The sequence below is a fragment of the Sulfitobacter sp. JL08 genome (genome assembly GCF_003352045.1).
Taxonomy (GTDB): Bacteria; Pseudomonadota; Alphaproteobacteria; order Rhodobacterales; family Rhodobacteraceae; genus JL08.
The window spans coordinates 2,015,099-2,031,470 of the sequence record NZ_CP025815.1 but is presented as its reverse complement, the minus strand read 5'-3'; the positions used below and the strand labels follow the sequence as shown (position 1 = coordinate 2,031,470).

At 53.6% G+C, this 16,372-nt stretch carries 17 protein-coding genes; 12 read left to right on the top strand and 5 right to left on the bottom strand.

Annotated elements, in window-relative coordinates:
• The first annotated feature begins 139 nt into the window (after positions 1 to 139).
• Positions 140 to 1,813, top strand: a complete 1,674-nt coding sequence (locus C1J05_RS10015; RefSeq protein ID WP_114870131.1) for a cytochrome-c peroxidase — start codon at positions 140 to 142, stop codon at positions 1,811 to 1,813.
• A 997-nt stretch (positions 1,814 to 2,810) separates the two neighbouring features.
• Here the strand turns inward: C1J05_RS10015 and C1J05_RS10010 are convergent.
• Positions 2,811 to 3,365 carry a recombinase family protein gene (locus tag C1J05_RS10010; RefSeq protein ID WP_114870130.1) on the bottom strand — a complete coding sequence of 185 codons (555 nt, stop codon included), beginning with the start codon at positions 3,363 to 3,365 and terminating at the stop codon, positions 2,811 to 2,813.
• Between the two features lie 319 nt (positions 3,366 to 3,684).
• On the opposite strand from C1J05_RS10010, the gene C1J05_RS10005 reads away from it, so the two are divergent.
• From C1J05_RS10005 to C1J05_RS22245, 4 genes are all read left to right on the top strand, one after another.
• Entirely contained in the window at positions 3,685 to 4,104 is a 420-nt protein-coding gene (locus tag C1J05_RS10005; RefSeq protein ID WP_114870129.1) for a hypothetical protein, read from the top strand.
• Between the two features lie 555 nt (positions 4,105 to 4,659).
• Entirely contained in the window at positions 4,660 to 5,274 is a 615-nt protein-coding gene (locus C1J05_RS10000; RefSeq protein WP_114870128.1) for a type VI secretion system-associated protein TagO, read from the top strand.
• A 61-nt stretch (positions 5,275 to 5,335) separates the two neighbouring features.
• A complete protein-coding gene (locus C1J05_RS09995) occupies positions 5,336 to 5,920 on the top strand; it encodes a hypothetical protein (RefSeq protein ID WP_114870127.1) in 585 nt (194 codons plus the stop codon).
• Between the two features lie 149 nt (positions 5,921 to 6,069).
• Complete coding sequence (locus C1J05_RS22245) at positions 6,070 to 6,216, top strand: helicase associated domain-containing protein (protein WP_441351690.1); 147 nt, start codon at positions 6,070 to 6,072, stop codon at positions 6,214 to 6,216.
• Between the two features lie 136 nt (positions 6,217 to 6,352).
• On the opposite strand, the gene C1J05_RS09985 is transcribed toward C1J05_RS22245, so the two are convergent.
• Both C1J05_RS09985 and C1J05_RS09980 read right to left on the bottom strand, forming a co-directional pair.
• On the bottom strand, positions 6,353 to 7,168 hold the full coding sequence (locus C1J05_RS09985; RefSeq protein WP_162797980.1) for a hypothetical protein: 816 nt from the start codon (positions 7,166 to 7,168) through the stop codon (positions 6,353 to 6,355).
• Positions 7,169 to 7,601: 433 nt separating this feature from the next.
• Positions 7,602 to 7,847, bottom strand: coding sequence for a hypothetical protein (locus tag C1J05_RS09980; RefSeq protein WP_114870124.1), 246 nt, complete (start codon positions 7,845 to 7,847; stop codon positions 7,602 to 7,604).
• Between the two features lie 551 nt (positions 7,848 to 8,398).
• Here C1J05_RS09980 and C1J05_RS21380 point away from each other — a divergent pair.
• Positions 8,399 to 8,575 carry a hypothetical protein gene (locus C1J05_RS21380; RefSeq protein WP_162797979.1) on the top strand — a complete coding sequence of 59 codons (177 nt, stop codon included), beginning with the start codon at positions 8,399 to 8,401 and terminating at the stop codon, positions 8,573 to 8,575.
• Here the strand turns inward: C1J05_RS21380 and C1J05_RS09970 are convergent, their stop codons facing one another.
• Together C1J05_RS09970 and C1J05_RS09965 are read right to left on the bottom strand one after the other, a co-directional pair.
• Positions 8,576 to 9,304: an RlmE family RNA methyltransferase gene (locus tag C1J05_RS09970; protein ID WP_114870122.1), complete on the bottom strand. Its 729-nt coding sequence runs from the start codon at positions 9,302 to 9,304 to the stop codon at positions 8,576 to 8,578.
• Between the two features lie 85 nt (positions 9,305 to 9,389).
• Positions 9,390 to 10,502, bottom strand: a complete 1,113-nt coding sequence (locus C1J05_RS09965; RefSeq protein ID WP_114870121.1) for a Ppx/GppA phosphatase family protein — start codon at positions 10,500 to 10,502, stop codon at positions 9,390 to 9,392.
• A gap of 247 nt (positions 10,503 to 10,749) precedes the next feature.
• Between C1J05_RS09965 and C1J05_RS09960 the strand changes: the two genes are divergently transcribed.
• From C1J05_RS09960 to C1J05_RS09935, 6 genes are all read left to right on the top strand, one after another.
• Complete coding sequence (locus C1J05_RS09960; protein WP_114870120.1) at positions 10,750 to 11,052, top strand: virulence factor; 303 nt, start codon at positions 10,750 to 10,752, stop codon at positions 11,050 to 11,052.
• 29 nt (positions 11,053 to 11,081) lie between these two features.
• On the top strand, positions 11,082 to 12,011 hold the full coding sequence (locus tag C1J05_RS09955) for a methylenetetrahydrofolate reductase (protein ID WP_114870119.1): 930 nt from the start codon (positions 11,082 to 11,084) through the stop codon (positions 12,009 to 12,011).
• Positions 12,012 to 12,023: 12 nt separating this feature from the next.
• A complete protein-coding gene (locus C1J05_RS09950) occupies positions 12,024 to 13,088 on the top strand; it encodes a methyltetrahydrofolate cobalamin methyltransferase (RefSeq protein WP_114870118.1) in 1,065 nt (354 codons plus the stop codon).
• Positions 13,089 to 13,279: 191 nt separating this feature from the next.
• A complete protein-coding gene (locus tag C1J05_RS09945; protein WP_114870117.1) occupies positions 13,280 to 14,266 on the top strand; it encodes a Bug family tripartite tricarboxylate transporter substrate binding protein in 987 nt (328 codons plus the stop codon).
• A gap of 89 nt (positions 14,267 to 14,355) precedes the next feature.
• Positions 14,356 to 14,844, top strand: coding sequence for a tripartite tricarboxylate transporter TctB family protein (locus tag C1J05_RS09940; RefSeq protein WP_114870116.1), 489 nt, complete (start codon positions 14,356 to 14,358; stop codon positions 14,842 to 14,844).
• Positions 14,845 to 14,847: 3 nt separating this feature from the next.
• Positions 14,848 to 16,365 (top strand): tripartite tricarboxylate transporter permease, encoded by a 1,518-nt coding sequence (locus C1J05_RS09935; RefSeq protein ID WP_114870115.1) that lies wholly within the window; start codon positions 14,848 to 14,850, stop codon positions 16,363 to 16,365.
• Positions 16,366 to 16,372 lie beyond the last annotated feature (7 nt).

Below are 16,372 nucleotides of genomic sequence, written 5' to 3'. Positions count from 1 at the left end.
TTATTGGCACAAGGGTTTACTCGTGTATTCGGAATTTATAATTAGCGCTGGGGTTGTTCTGCCAAGTTTAGCCTTTGTATTGTAACCTATAGCTCGAGAAGGTAGCCAAATTTTGTGACACAGGAGCACTACTAGGATCATGAAATCACTTTGGCCACTTAGCTACCGCAGCAGCTCGGCAGTCTTCGCCGTATTGGCGCTCGCGGCAACTGCAACTCTTTCTATCCTTTTGCTAACTTACTTTCTGATTTTGCGACCTATGATCGCTCTGCAAAACGAAAGACAAAGCTTTGTGCAAGCTTCCATGATCTGCGCTCAGGCCAAACAGAATATTAGCACTTCTGAAGAGCTTCGAGGCAAGGTGCCAGATCACTATTGGGGTATGCTTTCGCGGTCGTTAGAGGTGACCGAGTTGCCCTGTAGAAATTACCAGATCTTGAGAGAACGACTTCTGTCCAAAGGTGTTTCTGAGCACAAACTAAATGAGCTGAATTTGCTTGCTTCATCCGAGAACAAATTTTCAAACATCGACTACAATGTGGGCCTTCCTCTCAACGCTGAGGACCAGCTAAGAAAGGCTATTCGGATTTTCGGACTGACTGCGCTTCCAATTAAAAAGTTCGAAGAAAATCCCAAGTACCGCCTTGGACAAGCGCTTTTTTATGACCCGATTATTAGCGGCAGGATCGACCGATCATGCGCAACCTGCCATCAAGACACCCACGCAACCGCTGACGGACTAAGTGTAGAGAACAGAGCTTCAGTTTCGGATCAAGAGTTCGCCGAAGAGATTCCAGAGCGCAATGTTCCAGATCTATGGAACCGGGACCACAACTCTTTCGCCAATATGCTCTGGGATGGGCGATTGGAAATGATTGACCCAGCCACTCGTGAGTTTCGAGTTCCGGAAGACATCTCTACAGACGGTTATGAAAATCTAATGGCCGTTCAATCAGTGCTCCCACTGGTGAAGCCAGTTGAAATGCTTGGCGACCCAAAAATAGCAATACGGAATTCGAAGAAAGGACTTCCAGATAGTCTAACCGCAAACTTAGATTTGGAAGAAGGACTAAAGCCGCAGGAGATTTTAGACAGCATAATTTCCAGGCTCGTCGGAGATACTGGAGACAATCTTTATGAATGGCAGAAAGATTACCGCAATTTATTCAAAGCAGCGTATGGCCTGTCAGATACTGGCGAGCTCAATGCATCTCATATTGGCAATGCGCTTGCACATTTTATCGAGTTGACGTTTCAGAGCAGAGAGACTCCGTGGGATAGCTATTTGAAAGGTAATAGCTTGGAGATTTCTAAGGAAGCTAAACAAGGCGCCGTTCTATTCTACGGACTTGGACGCTGTGCTGTTTGTCATTCGGGTGACCTTTTCAGTGATTTTTCGTTCCATGCAATCGGAGTGCCGCAGCCAAACCAAGAAAAGGATTTGGGGCGCTTCTATGCATCGGGAGACCCAAAGGACCGATACAAGTTTAGGACCCCCCCGCTAAGAAACGTGACTTTAACCGCACCGTTTTTTCATAACGGTTATTCCGAAAGTCTGACTGATGCGATTGTTCAGCACCTATCACCTTATCGCCAGGCAAAAGCGTACACTAAAACGGGCTCTCATTTGATGCATAAAGGAGAAATTGAAGCAATATCGCCGCTGGTCGGTACGCCTAACTATGTAACAGAAACCCAAGTCAAACTCATCGTAGAATTTCTTTTCACGCTCGAAGACAAGACAGCAGGTTCACTGTCTTCAGAGCCGGATAGCGTTCCAAGCGGGTTCTTTGTAAATTCGGGCGATGAATAACTGTGTAATCAGCTTCCCCTATCGGTGTCTTTCGCAATGCCGTGCTTGTAAGCAACCGCCTCTTTGAACTTCTTCGGTGAAACAACGAGTAATTCTGTTATGCTCGGCGTCCTTGAGGCGTGTCCAACCATTGCCATGACGTGATCGTAAGGATTTGAGACTGATCTTATCGCGTTCAGCAGTGACCGAGACACAACGGGAGTATAAATTGCGCCTATTTGGGAGTATATGTGGCTGGTCAGGAGTTACTGCTAATACCTCCTAACCTACTGTAAATAAACAGACAAACAGGACAACCTTAGACGGCCAAAGGCTTGGACGTTCTAATCCCTGTCTCTCCGCCACCATACCTTTTGCCTTTATTCTTATATAAATATAGGGTTCTGACCATAGGTTGGAACATATTTTGGAACATATGGCATGGTGGAATTACCTCATACGACCCTCGTAAAGATCAAAGACAAATATTAAACAAACGCAATGAACGGCGGCTAATTCCGCAACTCTGCCGTTCACCGACAGCGCTACGAATACCTGCTATGTGGTTTTCGACACTTTGAGGTTTAATAGGTCCAGAGCCTAAGTAGTGAATGGTCTGAAAAGGCAATTGAACATCTCAAGTACTCCAGTTGACCAATCCCATTGGCACCCAATCAGTATGTATCGAAACCTAGATACAGGGATGTGCGGCGAACCCTCCATACAGAGCTAGAGGCGCTGTAGCACCCTTTACAGCCGCCCTACGGTGCCATTCTCTGCTCTACGTTACGAACGGTTGAAGCATACCAGTTCCCACAGCATGGATTTCAGCTACGTCTTTATCTGTCGTAGATAGGGACCAGCGATACTGGGTTCGGGGAATGTAAGGACGCAGCCTGCTTGGTGTCGTAATCTGCAATAGCCAAGTGTCCCCGGTCTGCTTGGATTTAACTAAGCTACCCTAAGCCTACCCACCCTACCTGAACGACCCCAGAGCCGCTATGTGGGAGTCACCCCCTCACGCTTCCTCAAGAATGCGGTACACAGAAGACTTCCCAATCCCAAGCTGCTTGGCAATCTCCATCGGCTTCACCCCTTGGGCTGACAGCGCCTTAATCTCTTTCGTCTTGGCCCGCGCTGTGGGCTTGCGTCCGAGATACTTCCCAGCCGCCTTGGCCTTGGCTATGCCTTCCCGCTGCCGTTCCAGCATAATCTCGCGTTCGAACTGTGCGATGCCTCCGATCATGGTAAGCATGAGGCGCCCTGTTGGGGTTGCCGTATCAATGGCCAGATCAAGGATGCGAAGGGACACCCCAGCGTTCTCCATGTCTTCGATAATCTGCAACAGGTGCGCCACCGAACGGGCCAAGCGGTCCAACTTCGTGACCACCACAACATCCCCTTCACGAGCAAACTCAAGGGCTGCCTTAAGCTGCACCCTTGCCACAACATCGACAGACGACACCTCCTCCGTGAATACCTTCTCACAGCCAGCCGCCTTCAAGTCCCTGAGTTGTGCTTCAAGCCCTGCCTTCTGGTCTGTGGTAGAGGTCCGTGCGTAACCGATGATCATGGTTCAATCCTTCCAATAAGAGTCTAAGGCTTTGTGGAATATTATTCCCAGAACGTCAACACCATTTATATGGGACAGATATTGGGGCGTGTTGGAGTTCCCACAAGACCTTGCCCAGTGGGACACAGGCCTTTGGCTTGTCACAGTGTTTTGTCTATCGAACCGGCATTCTAGGCCAAGAGCTTCAAACATTCCGTGATGCAAAAGCGCATCAGATACCACTTAAGCGTGAATCTTTTTTGATCTGCATTTTGGACATATTTGCCAGCTGATAACTTTTCATCATTGCGATACTTCACAACTAATAAAGTAGGAAAAAATGACGAGCACATACACTAACGCGGAATTGGATATTCCTCACGACGATCTAAAAATGTTGGTTTCTGAAGGAAAGGCTGTGCTTGGCATCGACAACGATGTTGCAATGAAGCTCCAAGCCGCAGGACATGGGCCGAAAAAGGGAACTGCGGACTATGCCACATACCTTTTTACTTGGCTGGCTTTTGGTGTATTCGCTGCGTCTATCTATTACAGTTTCGTTGATCGTTGGTGGTGGTTCATTGTGGGTTTTTTCGCAATGAACATCATCTGGAGAAGCGTTAAGTCGTCTACTCCAAAAAATTACCTAGACGCGGCGCTTTGGTATGAAGAGTTCTATGAGCGCGTCCGACCCGCAAATGTGTGGATATACCAGATGTCAGAAAACGATGCTGCTCCATACTTAAGGCAGGAACAGTAAGAGATTGGCCAAGGGTTATTGGAGGTGTTGATGTAAATGGGCCAGCACCGCCAAACGCCATTGAAAGCGATGCTTGATGAATGTGTCAAACTGGCACTATCTCACGCTGGACGAAGAACTCAAAGCGACCAAGGCGGATAGATTTGAAATGCATTATAGGGGTTCACACTGGGTTACAGTGAGTGAAAATTGGGCGTGCATAGAGATTAATGCAAGTCACTGAAATATAAGCTCTAAAGGGAAGTTCACGTTAGTGGAGATAGTTTGCTGGCAGCGGTACGGGGGGGGCTGCGCGTTCCCTCCTATATATCTCTGGAACTCACATTTTTGCGGTGAAATCATTTCAGCTTTTTGGGGGAGAGAAAGATTATGAAAGCTGCGAAAGCGTAGCTGACTGTTGAAATTGTAGGGGCTGGCCTTCATCAACATCTGATGAATCTCTGTCTATAAGGGTGTATCCGCGCCTCCAAAAAGCACAGCCAACGCCCTAAAACCGCCCTACATTCTTGTTCCCTTCAATCCGACTGAAAGCAAAGGCTTAATACAGGAACGAAAATGAAACTTTGGCTACCACTTATACTGATCGCTTCGCCAATGACGCAAACGGTTGCTCAAGAATTTAATAGTTGTCATGACGTCGCGGACGATACCTTGCGGCTTGATTGCTATGACGCGGCAACCAACTACGAACCTCCGGCGGAAGTCGAAAAGAATACTGATGGTATAGGCAACTGGAAAGTTATTGTTGATAGCTCACCAATGGATGACAGCAAATCCGTTTTTGTCCAGTTAGATTCAACAAATATGCCCGCCGACCGGTATGGTCAGTCAAAAAATGGCTGGATTGGTATCCGCTGCAAAGAGAATACAACCTCAATGTTCGTATCATTTGCCGACCATTTTATGTCTGACCACAATGGGAAAGGGAACGTAGAGTATCGGCTAGACGACCTCAGTATGTCCTCCGTTCGCATGAACGAAAGCAACGACAATAGCGTCCTTGGACTATGGTCGGGTAGCAAATCCATCCCAATGATTAAGAAGATGATTGGTCGCAAAAAGATGGTCATGCGGGCTATGCCGTTTAGTGACAGCACTGTCACGTTGGAGTTTGATATTGTTGGCCTCGAAAACGCGATAGTTGAATTGCGCAACGCCTGTAGTTGGTAACACGGCTTCACGTTTATCCGACCATTTTTTTGTTGCGCTTCTTTAGAGGTAGAATCAACACATGGCACTTACTAAGATTTCCGCAATTTCCTCCATCATACTTTTGGTGTCGGCGGGTCAGATGCATGCTACTGACTGTGAACAATGGCCTCAGTTCTCAAGCACAGAAGATTACTTGGAGCCACTGTCTGTGAAAGCTGATGAAATCGGCGAACACATGAACAGGTGGCAGTGGTCCGACGGAGTTCAGTTCTCGACAGAGATGCGTGGCGACGAACTCTGGTTGGATATTCTGGCTTTTCCGGGCGATAGCACGGCGGCAGCAGCCGGACGTGCGATTATGCAAACCGGCCGCTTGGCGAGTGAAGACTTTGATAGGTTGGTGCTAGCCGACAAAGGCGTTGGGATATTTTCTATAGAAGAGCCTAAACTCAGAGCAATTGGTTGTCAGTTCATTTGGGGACGCGAAGGGGGCCAGAATCCAATAGCTCTCATTCGCGATATGTACAAATCTATGGTGCACTATCCTTCCGGCGAGCCACTCAGCACAGCTTTTAACGGCTCTCTATTTGGCGATACGAATCTTGCAATAAGTCTAAACAACGAAATGCTTATTCCTAATTGGGTTTTAAGTGCCGTGAACTGAATATCCGGATACTACATGAAATAGCAGCAACGTATGGGAGGATACTATCTGAGGACAGACGTTCCCGCCTTGAGGCGTTAGGTTTTGAATGGGGCCTGAGAGCGCCGCCTTGGGAAAAGCTGTTCGCCGAGCTGGTCCGCTACAAAGATGTGCATGGGGACTGCAATGTGCCGTATGGGTGGCCTGAGAATGAGAAACTTGCGTCATGGGTGACCACCCAGCGGACGAATGCCGTGAAAGGCAATCTGACAGACGAACGACGCCAACGGCTTAAGGCGATTGGTTTCAGGTTCTGAGGCGGGGTGAGAGAAGGCGACAAATATCAAAAACGAGTCACGAGGTGGAGACGAACAATGCGCGTCGATTCCCCAGTTATTGCTGTATTAGCCGCCAAAAATTCATCCTCAAATGTAAAATGCCCATAGACGCAAATTAGTTCTGACAAGATCCTTTAATAATGTCTTTGGAGTAAAGTTGCTGCATTTTGTTTCCATAGAACTCGATACGTACGTTGATCTCATTGACCATGTCTGAAATTCCTTTGTTTTGGTCGCACGTTTCGAAACTAAAAGCTTTTCTATTCATATATTCAGACATAAGGGCGTCTTCTTCATCGGTCGATTTCAATAATTGCCATCGATAAACGAATATATCATTTGGAGGGATGTATGTGGTCGAAACCAACGTAACGTTCGTACTTATGCGAACTGGAACGTTTTCGTTCATCATTTCTGAGATCTTTAAATAGTCTTCATCCAGCTTAGATAGCACAAGCTTTTCTTCTGCATATTTTTGTAAACCGGCGTCTGCATTTCTGTTTGAAAGATGTTTTTTCAGTCCTTGCGAGAATATGACACCAATTATGACTGCAATCGCGAGTAACGCCCAATACCCAATTCTACGAGCGAAATAACCAAAGCTGGAGTTTGCGCTAGTTCCGTTTTTTTTCTCAACAACCTGTTTTATATTCGTCGGAGTGCTCAAAATCTTCGTCTGTTGTTTTTTTGATTTCGAAACAACAAACTGAAGGAAGCCAAAAACAAAGTACCCGATAGTTGTGGTCCCTAGGGAAACTCCCAACACGTAGCCTAACGCGACGTTCCATTCGCCGCCCTCAGCATATTCGATGATTTTACTTACTGTTTTGCTGCCACGAAGTTCCCCAAATCTAAGTAAGGCCATGAGAAGAAATGCACACCATCCCAGAAAAAAACTCCAAATAAGGGTGGCGGTACTTGAGGTTTTCAAAGTTCAAAGTCCTTTCGATTGGGGGAAGTTTGGGCCTGAAAGGCCGGTATATGGTTTGCTGCAATTACCTGCAATCATTTGCTTATGCCTCAGACTTTAGTTTGACGTCCGGCCATACGATGTTCTTCTTCTGAGAATGCTTACAGCTTAAGCTACGGCGTTGGGCCCATATTTGATTTGGTTTGAATGCCGAATGAGGTGCGACAGTTTGTAGGGCGCTATAAGATTTGTATAGAGTGGTTCAAACTTCCGTATGATCTTGCGCTGCTGTATTCTCGTAGTGTACCTTCAACCACACGAAAATACACCACGCAGAATGCTCCATACGTAAGTAATATCAATGGCTTAGGTGCGATTTAGGGGCGGAGATAAAGTTTCCCTGTCTCTCCGCCACAAGACCTTTTGCAATCGGATTTTCCGGCTACCGGCCCGCTTACGCTGCCGCCAGCCGTGCCAGTTCCTCAGCGACGTGACGGGCAAAGCTCAGATCGTCCAGAATGGCGCGGTGCAGCACGGGTTTGGCGCCTTTCGCTTTCCGGATCACGCCGCTCTGGTATTTTCCGGGGCCGATCTGGAACACCAGGGGGCGCCACGCGCCGCCCTCGTCTTCCTTGATGCCGCCCGAATGCACCAGAAGCGCGCCGTCGGGTTTGTACTCATACTCAATCGTCAGGTCCATTTTAAACCCTTTCGTTGTCATCGTTACACCTCAACAAGGGCGCGGCCAGACCGGCCACGACCGGGTACTCATCTTACCCGGGTTCTTTCACCGCACAATCAAGGTGTGGATATGACCGGTTTGGCGCATGCTGTGGCGGGTTTAAGACAGGGTTGTGGCCGGCCTGAGTTCAGCAGAACGGAAATTGATGCCGTAGGGGAGACAATTTGGCGGATGCCGGGCGGTATCTTGGGATTTCTCGGCATAAATTGCTGGCATTGTTTCTTGTCGCGATACAAAAGCGTGGTTTCGGCATGGTTTTGATTTCTGGCGGATGTGCCCAGATTTGATTGCTGCGATATGCGAAACACTCTGTTTCCGTTTTTGAATTTGGCCGCGTCAGGCGGATTGCGGCAATTCCCAGAACTGGCTGCCTGGCACCGGATCGGGTGGAAAACAGCCCGGTTTTAGGCAGTTTCCGCCCCTGCCCCTTGAAAACACCGCAAGTCCGTCCCGTTCTTGCCGCATTTCACCGCATGATGAAGCTGTCGATATCTGTGAGGACCGTGGGCATGAGTGACCAGTCAACCAAAATCCGCCACGCACGCCTGTTCGAAATGCTGCGTCAGCAGAATCAGGCCTCGCGCACCGTGGCCCGCGTCAAAGGGTTCGAGGTGCGCAAGATCAGCGCCGAAGAAGCGGATGAGATCAAGGCGATGGCAAAACGCTCGTTCGAGATGCGCGCCTGATCAGTCCTCCGGGTCTCCGCGATAGCCTGTGGCAACAACAAACTTTTCCGAACTGTCCGCGCGCGATGCGGGCGGTTTGACGTTTGCAACCTTGTCGAACCGTTGCTTCAGAACCTTCTGCAAATCGCCTTCCGCGCCGCCGGCCAGAACCTTGGCCACAAAGGTGCCGCCCTCTTCCAGCACGTCAAAGGCGAAATAGGCCGCCGCCTCGCACAGCGAGATAATGCGCAAATGATCGGTTTGCTTGTGCCCGGATGAACTGGCCGCCATATCCGACATCACCACATCGGCGCGCCCGCCCAGCCATTGCTTGACCTTTTCATCGGCATCGTCTTCCAGAAAATCCAGCTGATATAGGTCGGTCCCCGCGATCGGTTCCATTTCCTGAAGATCCACGCCCAGCACGCGCCCCACCGCCTTGCCGGATCGTTCGCCCAATGCATTGACGCGCTTGACTGCCACCTGGCACCACCCGCCCGGCGCACAGCCCAGATCAACGACCCGCGCCCCCGGCACCAGAAAGCGGAACTTTTCATCCAGCTCCAGTATCTTGTACGCGGCGCGCCCTCGATAGCCTTCGGCCTGCGCGCGGCGCACATAGGGGTCGTTCAGCTGCCGTTGCAACCAGCGCGTCGAACTCAGCTTGCGGCCGCGCGCGCTTTTGACCTTGACCTTCAGGTCGCGCTCGCCGCGTCCGGATGTGTTCTTGCCTGTGGGTGTCTTTGCCATGATCCGATGTGGGCCCCTGCCCGCTTCATTTGTCCAGAAATACTCGAAATCCGCCGAAATGTCCCGGCGAACACGCGTCTTTATGTCAGAACGGCCCGTCTTCCAAGACTCCATCGGCACTCATCTGCGCATAAAGCAGTCCTTCGCGCAGGCCGCGGTCAGCCACTGACAGGCGGTCGGTCGGCCACACCCGCATCAGCGCCTGCAAAATCGCCGATCCCGACATGATCAGCGCCTGCCGGTCCTGTCCGATGCGCGGATCGTTGCGCCGCCCTTCAGGGCCCTGATCCAGATAGCCGCGGATCACCTTGTCGATCTGGTCGGTTGTCATGCGCAGCCCGTCCACCTTGGTGCGGTCATAGCGTTTCAGCCCCAGATGGGTCGCCGCCACGGTGGTGACAGTGCCGGATGTGCCGACAATCTGAAAGCGTTCGCGCTCCTGCACGTCCTTGTAGGGTGCGAAATCCATCATATTCTCTTCAAAATGCCAGCTCATCAGCGCAAAGCGTGCGGCATCGTCTTCGACATCGTTGAACTGGTCACGCAGGGTGGCCACGCCCAAAGGCACCGATATCCAGTCAATCACCTTGGCGGCGGGAAACGGGCTTTCGGGCGGATGAAACCCCGCATGCAGGCGCATGATTGCGCGCGGGCGGTCGCGCTTGGGTACAGAGCTGATGTCGATCCAGACCAGTTCGGTCGATCCGCCGCCAATATCCACCACCAGCAATTGTTCGGTTTTGGTGCTGACCAGCGGGGCGCAGGAAATTACCGCCAGCCGTGCCTCTTCCTCGGGCTGGATGATTTCCAGTTGCATGCCGGTTTCGCGCCGTACCTGCCGGATGAAATCCTGCGCATTGCGCGCGCGCCGGCACGCTTCGGTCGCGATCAGGCGCATGTTCTGGACGTTGTTGCGTTTCAGCTTTTGCTGGCAGATGCGCAGCGCCTGTACCGTGCGCGCCATCGAATTGCGCGATAGGCGACCGGTGCGTTCCAGCCCCGCGCCAAGCTGGACGGATTTGGAAAAGCTGTCGACAACATGAAACCCACTGCCCTTGGGCTGGGCAATGAGCATACGGCAACTGTTCGTGCCCAAATCCAGCGCTGCATAAAGCGCGGCGGGATCAGGCGGTTTCGGCGCGGGGCTGTCAACCGGCTTTGGGAACGCGCCCGCACCAGTGGGACGCTTGGGCGCCATGTGACACGCCCTCCATTTTCGAGTTGGGTTCACGCTAACGCCTTGCGTTTAAACGCGCAAGCGTCACGCGATAGCGCGGCTCATAAAGAAGGTGCATATCTTTCATGCCGGCGCGTCTGGTTGTGGTGCCGTGATCGTGCAAGGTTCACAACGTCGCGGACAGGGCGCGTTCTGTCGAAAAACGGCAGTGCCGGAGGGGATGTCTGCACTAGATAGATGTAAATTCGGCGCGGCTAGGGAATCACACATGCCAGAGGTCACAATTGTTTATTGGCGCGATATTCCGGCGCAGGTTATCGTGGGCAAGGGCCGCCGTGGTTCCAAACGCCAGTTGGAAGAACGCTTTGAGCAGGCAATTGACCGCGCCGCCATGAAGATCGGCGCGGAAGATACCGATGCCTATCTTGCCGAATGGCGCAAAGCCGCCCCCTACGAGGTCGAAGGCGACCCCGCCCAGATCGCCGAGGCCGAGGCCGTGCGTCTGGAAACCGAATTTGATCGCGACCGGATCAAGGCGCTGATCGCCAATGATGGCTGGGCCCAGGGCTGAGCCGACACCGTTCCATATGGGAGGCCGCAATGGCTTTGTTCAATTTCAAGAAACGTGAAGACGTTGGCGTGAAACCGGTCGATCCAAAGGTCGAGGCGTTTTTGCAGGACTATTCGATCGAGGTGATGCCCCGCACCGCCGAGAAGGTCGAGAATTTCCGCGATCTGCTGCCTGCAGGCACCCGTGTCTACATCGCCCATATCGAAGGCACACCGATAGACGATATGGTCGCCACGGCCCGGCGCCTGTCGCTGGACGGATTTCCGGTCATGCCGCATTTCCCGGCCCGCATCATCAAGGACAGCGCCACGCTGGCCGACTGGATTGCGCGCTATCAGGGTGAAGCGGGTGTCGATCAGGCACTGGTGCTGGCCGGTGGCGTGGAAAAACCGCATGGCGATTTTCACAGCTCCATGCAGCTGCTTGAGGATGGCGCGTTTGATCGCGCCGGATTCAAACGGTTGCACGTGGCTGGCCACCCCGAAGGCAACCGCGACATCGACCCCAAGGGTGGCAGCAAGAATGTGGATGATGCCCTGCGCTGGAAGCAGGCGTTTTCGGAAAAGACCGATGCCAAGATGGCGCTTGCCACCCAGTTCGCATTCGAGGCCGGCCCGATCATCGCATGGGCCGACAGCCTGAAGGCCGCGGGTATCGAACTGCCGATCCATATCGGCATTGCCGGACCCGCCAAATTGCAGACGCTGATCAAGTTCGCGATTGCCTGTGGTGTCGGTCCGTCGCTTAAAGTGCTGCAAAAACGGGCCAAGGATGTCAGCAAACTGCTGCTGCCCTTCGAACCGAATGACGTGGTCGCGGAACTGGCGGCGCACAAGGCAGCCAATCCCGATTTCAACATCACCAATGTTCACTTCTTTCCCCTGGGCGGCATCAAGACCAATGCCAACTGGGCCATCGAAAATGGCGGCGCTTCGGCCCGTCCTGCAAATCAAGCCTAAAAGGACGCGCGCATGACCCGTACGATTGTCGAAAGTAAAACCAAAACCGCCATTATCGGATTTGATCAACCGTTCTGTGTGATCGGTGAACGGATCAACCCGACCGGACGCAAGAAACTGGCCGCCGAACTGGAAGCGGGTGATTTTTCGACCGTTGAGAAAGATGCGCTGGCGCAGGTTGCGGCGGGTGCGACCGTGTTGGATGTGAATGCGGGCGTGGTGTATAATTCCAACCCGAACCCCAACGAAACCGAACCTCCCCTGATGCGCAAGATCCTGGAACTGGTACAGGGGCTGGTGGATGTGCCCTTGTGCATCGACAGCTCGGTGCCGGGTGCGCTGGAAGAAGGCTTGAAAGTCTGCGAAGGCCGGCCGCTGCTGAACTCGGTCACCGGCGAAGAAGACCGTCTGGAACTGATCCTGCCTCTGGTCAAGAAATACAATGTGCCGGTGGTGGCGATTTCAAACGACGACACCGGCATTTCCGAAGATCCCGATGTGCGGTTCGAAGTGGCAAAAAAGATCGTGCAGCGCGCGGCCGATTTCGGCATCCCCGCGCATGATATCGTGGTTGATCCGCTGGTGATGCCAGTGGGCGCGATGGGCACGGCGGGCTTGCAGGTGTTTGCCCTTGTGCGTCGTTTGCGCGAAGAACTGGGTGTGAACACAACCTGCGGCGCATCCAACATTTCGTTCGGTCTGCCCAACCGTCACGGCATCAACAATGCGTTTCTGCCGATGGCAATGGCGGCGGGAATGACATCTGCGATCATGAACCCTGTCGCCCTGCCTGTCGGGCCGATCAAGCTGCAGGAAAAACGCGATGAACTGGCCGCCGCCGGCATTATCGTGCCTGATGATATCGACCCCGAAGTGCTGGCCAATCTGACCGGTCTGGGATCAACCAAACCGCGCGCGGGCAAGGAAATGGAAGCAATTCGCGCCGCCAATTTCCTGACCAACAATGATCCGCATGGCGGGGAATGGATCAAGTTCAACAAACAGCCGCCCAAAGCCGGCGAAGAAGGCCGTGGCCGCGGTGGTCGCGCTGCAGGCGGGCGCCGCCGGCGCGCCTGATCCCTTCCGCCTGACCCCATTGAAACCTGGCCGATGCGCTGCACGGGCAGGTTTTTTTGTGCCCGCCCCCTGCTGCAAAAGGCCGGGCTGCGGCTTGTGGAAAAAAGAAAACGTGACAGCCCTGCCCTGTCATTGCATTCTCTTTCAAATCAACAAGCGGCCAAAGTCGCGATCATCAACGGGAGAGAGACATGACATCTTTGAAATGGACACGGCGCATGATGATGGCGGCCACGGCTTCCAGTTTGTCGTTCGTGGCCCCGGTCTTTGCGGGCGGACATCAGGTTGTGGACAGCATTCATTTTCTGATCCCCGGCGGTGCCGGTGGCGGATGGGACGGTACGGCGCGCGGCACTGGCGAAGCGCTGACCAAGGCCGGCCTCGTGGGCACTGCGAGCTATGAAAACATGTCGGGCGGCGGCGGCGGAAAGGCGATCGGCTACCTGATCGAAAACGCCGAAAGCCAGCACGGCACGCTGATGGTGAACTCGACCCCGATCATCATCCGGTCCCTGACCGGCGTGTTTCCGCAAAACTTTCGCGATCTGACGTTGGTGGCGGGCACAATCGGCGATTACGCGGCAATTGTGGTCAGCAAGGACAGTCCGATCAATTCGATGGCGGATCTGGTCGCCGCCTATCAGGCGGATGTCAGTGGCACGGCGATCGGCGGCGGATCGGTTCCCGGCGGAATGGATCATCTTGTGGCCGCGATGGTCATGAAGGCGGCTGGCGAAGATCCTACTGCGGTCAAATACATTCCCTATGATGCGGGCGGCAAGGCCATGGCGGCGCTGTTGTCGGGCGAGATTGCAGCGCTCAGCACCGGGTTTTCCGAAGCGGTTGATCTGGCAAACGCCGGCGAGGTCAAAATCATCGGCGTAACGGCAGATGACCGTGTCGCGGCTTACGGTGATGCGCCGACAATGCAGGAACAGGGTATTGATGCCACGTTCGTGAACTGGCGCGGTTTCTTTGGCGCACCCGGTCTGCCCGCAGAAAAGGTTGCGGCCTATCAGGATGCCCTGACCAAGATGTATGAAACCCCCGAATGGGAAGCCGTGCGCGCCCAGAACGGATGGGTGAACATCCACAATTCAGGCGCTGATTTCGAAGCCTTCCTTGAAAAACAGGAACAGGTGATCGGCGATCTGATGAAAGAGCTTGGGTTCTTGTAACCCGGCCCCGCCCTTGCGCCCGCCTGTTGACGCGGGCGTAAGGCTGGCCGGTTCTGCATAATCCCCGCAGCAGCAAAAGGAATAAGCCCATGGCGTTGGACCGCTGGATCGCGCTGATTATCCTTTTGATCTGTCTGGTCTATGGCTACGCCGCATTCTTTACGATGGATCAGGGCATGGCCCCGTTCATGCAGCGCAATCCGATCTGGCCATCAACCTTTCCCAAAGTGCTGTCCGTCATGGCGGTTTGCTGCACATTGATCATCCTGCTGGGACTGGAAAAAGGGTCAGGCGGCCCCAAGGACGGCGAAATTGATTATACCCGTCTGGGGGATTACAAGATCGGGCAAGCTGCGATCCTGTTGGCCTTGATGGTGGCTTATGCGCTGTTGCTGCGCCCGGCCGGCTTTCTGGCATCTACGGTCGGGTTTCTGGTGCTGGGCGCGGTTGTTCTGGGCGAACGGCGGTTCCATATCCTGATCCCGGTGGCTGCGGTTGCGGCAGGATCCATCTGGTATCTGGTGCAGGAAGTTCTGGGGATTTTCCTGCGTCCCTGGCCGTTTTTCATGGGGATATAGATCATGCTTGAAGGTATTCTGATCGGGCTCGGAACCGCTTTTTCCCTGACCAACATCCTGATGGTGATCGGCGGATGCCTGATCGGCACCTTCATCGGAATGTTGCCGGGATTGGGGCCGATGTCGATCATTGCCATCATGATTCCGGTTGCCATTTCAATCGGCGATCCCTCGACCGCACTGATCCTGTTGGCCGGTGTCTATTACGGCGCGATTTTCGGGGGATCCACTTCTTCAATCCTGATAAACGCCCCCGGCGTCGCGTCTACCGTGGCGACCAGCTTTGACGGCTATCCGCTGACCCGGCAAGGCAAGGCTGGCAAGGCGCTGACCGTTGCGGCGATTGCATCCTTTTGCGGCGGCACAATCGGGGCCGTTTTGCTGATGATCTTCGCGCCCGCGCTGGCATCGGTCGCGCTGCTGTTCCATTCGGCGGAATACTTTGCCCTCATGGTGGTCGGGTTGTCGGCGATCGCGGCTTTTGCGGGTACGGGACAGGTGGCCAAGGCTGTATTGATGACGGTGCTTGGCCTGATCATGGCCACGGTGGGCGAAGGTGCCCTGTTCAACCTGCCCCGATTTACCATGGGTGTGATGGATCTGCAGTCGGGCTTTGGCTTTATCACACTGGCCATGGCCATGTTCGCCCTGCCCGAGGCGATTTATCTGGTGCTGGATCCCAACCGGTCAAGGACCGAAGGTGGCACCAACGAAATCAAGGATTTGCGAATTACCGCTGATGAAGCGCGCAGCATCGCCCCTGTGATCGGCCGCCAGTCGGTTCAGGGATTTCTGATCGGGGTATTGCCCGGGGCCGGTGCAACAATCGCGTCGTTTCTGGGCTATGCAGTAGAACGCAATATCGCATCCAAGGCGGATCAGGAACAGTTCGGCAAAGGCAGCCTGAAAGGGCTGGCCGCGCCCGAAAGCGCCAATAACGCCGCCTGCACCGGATCGTTTGTACCGCTGCTGACACTGGGCATACCCGGATCGGGGACTACGGCCATTCTGTTGGGGGCATTGATCGCGTTGAATGTATCACCGGGGCCGCGCCTGATGGTGGACCAGCCCGAAATTTTCTGGGCGGTGATCATTTCGATGTATCTGGGCAATGTAATCCTGCTGATCCTGAACCTGCCTTTGATACCTTATATCGCCAAGGTTCTGGCCGTGCCGCGCACCTTCCTGATCCCGTTCATTCTGTTTTTCACGCTGATGGGGGCTTATATCGGCCAGAACAATGCAACCGAATTGTTGATCCTTGTTGGCCTTGGCGTGTGCGCGACGGTGTTGCGCTTTGCAGATTATCCGCTGGCCCCGTTGCTGATCGGGTTCATTCTGGGCGCGATGCTGGAAAACAATTTCGCGCGTTCGATGCAACTCTACGATGGAATTGGCTTCATTCTTGAACGCCCGATGACGATGGGCCTGCTGGGCGTCGCTGTTTTGCTGGTCATCCTGCCCAGTTACCGCGCACGGCGCGCCCGACTGCGGGCGCAGGGGGTTGCAGACGGCGACTAGGACGTCG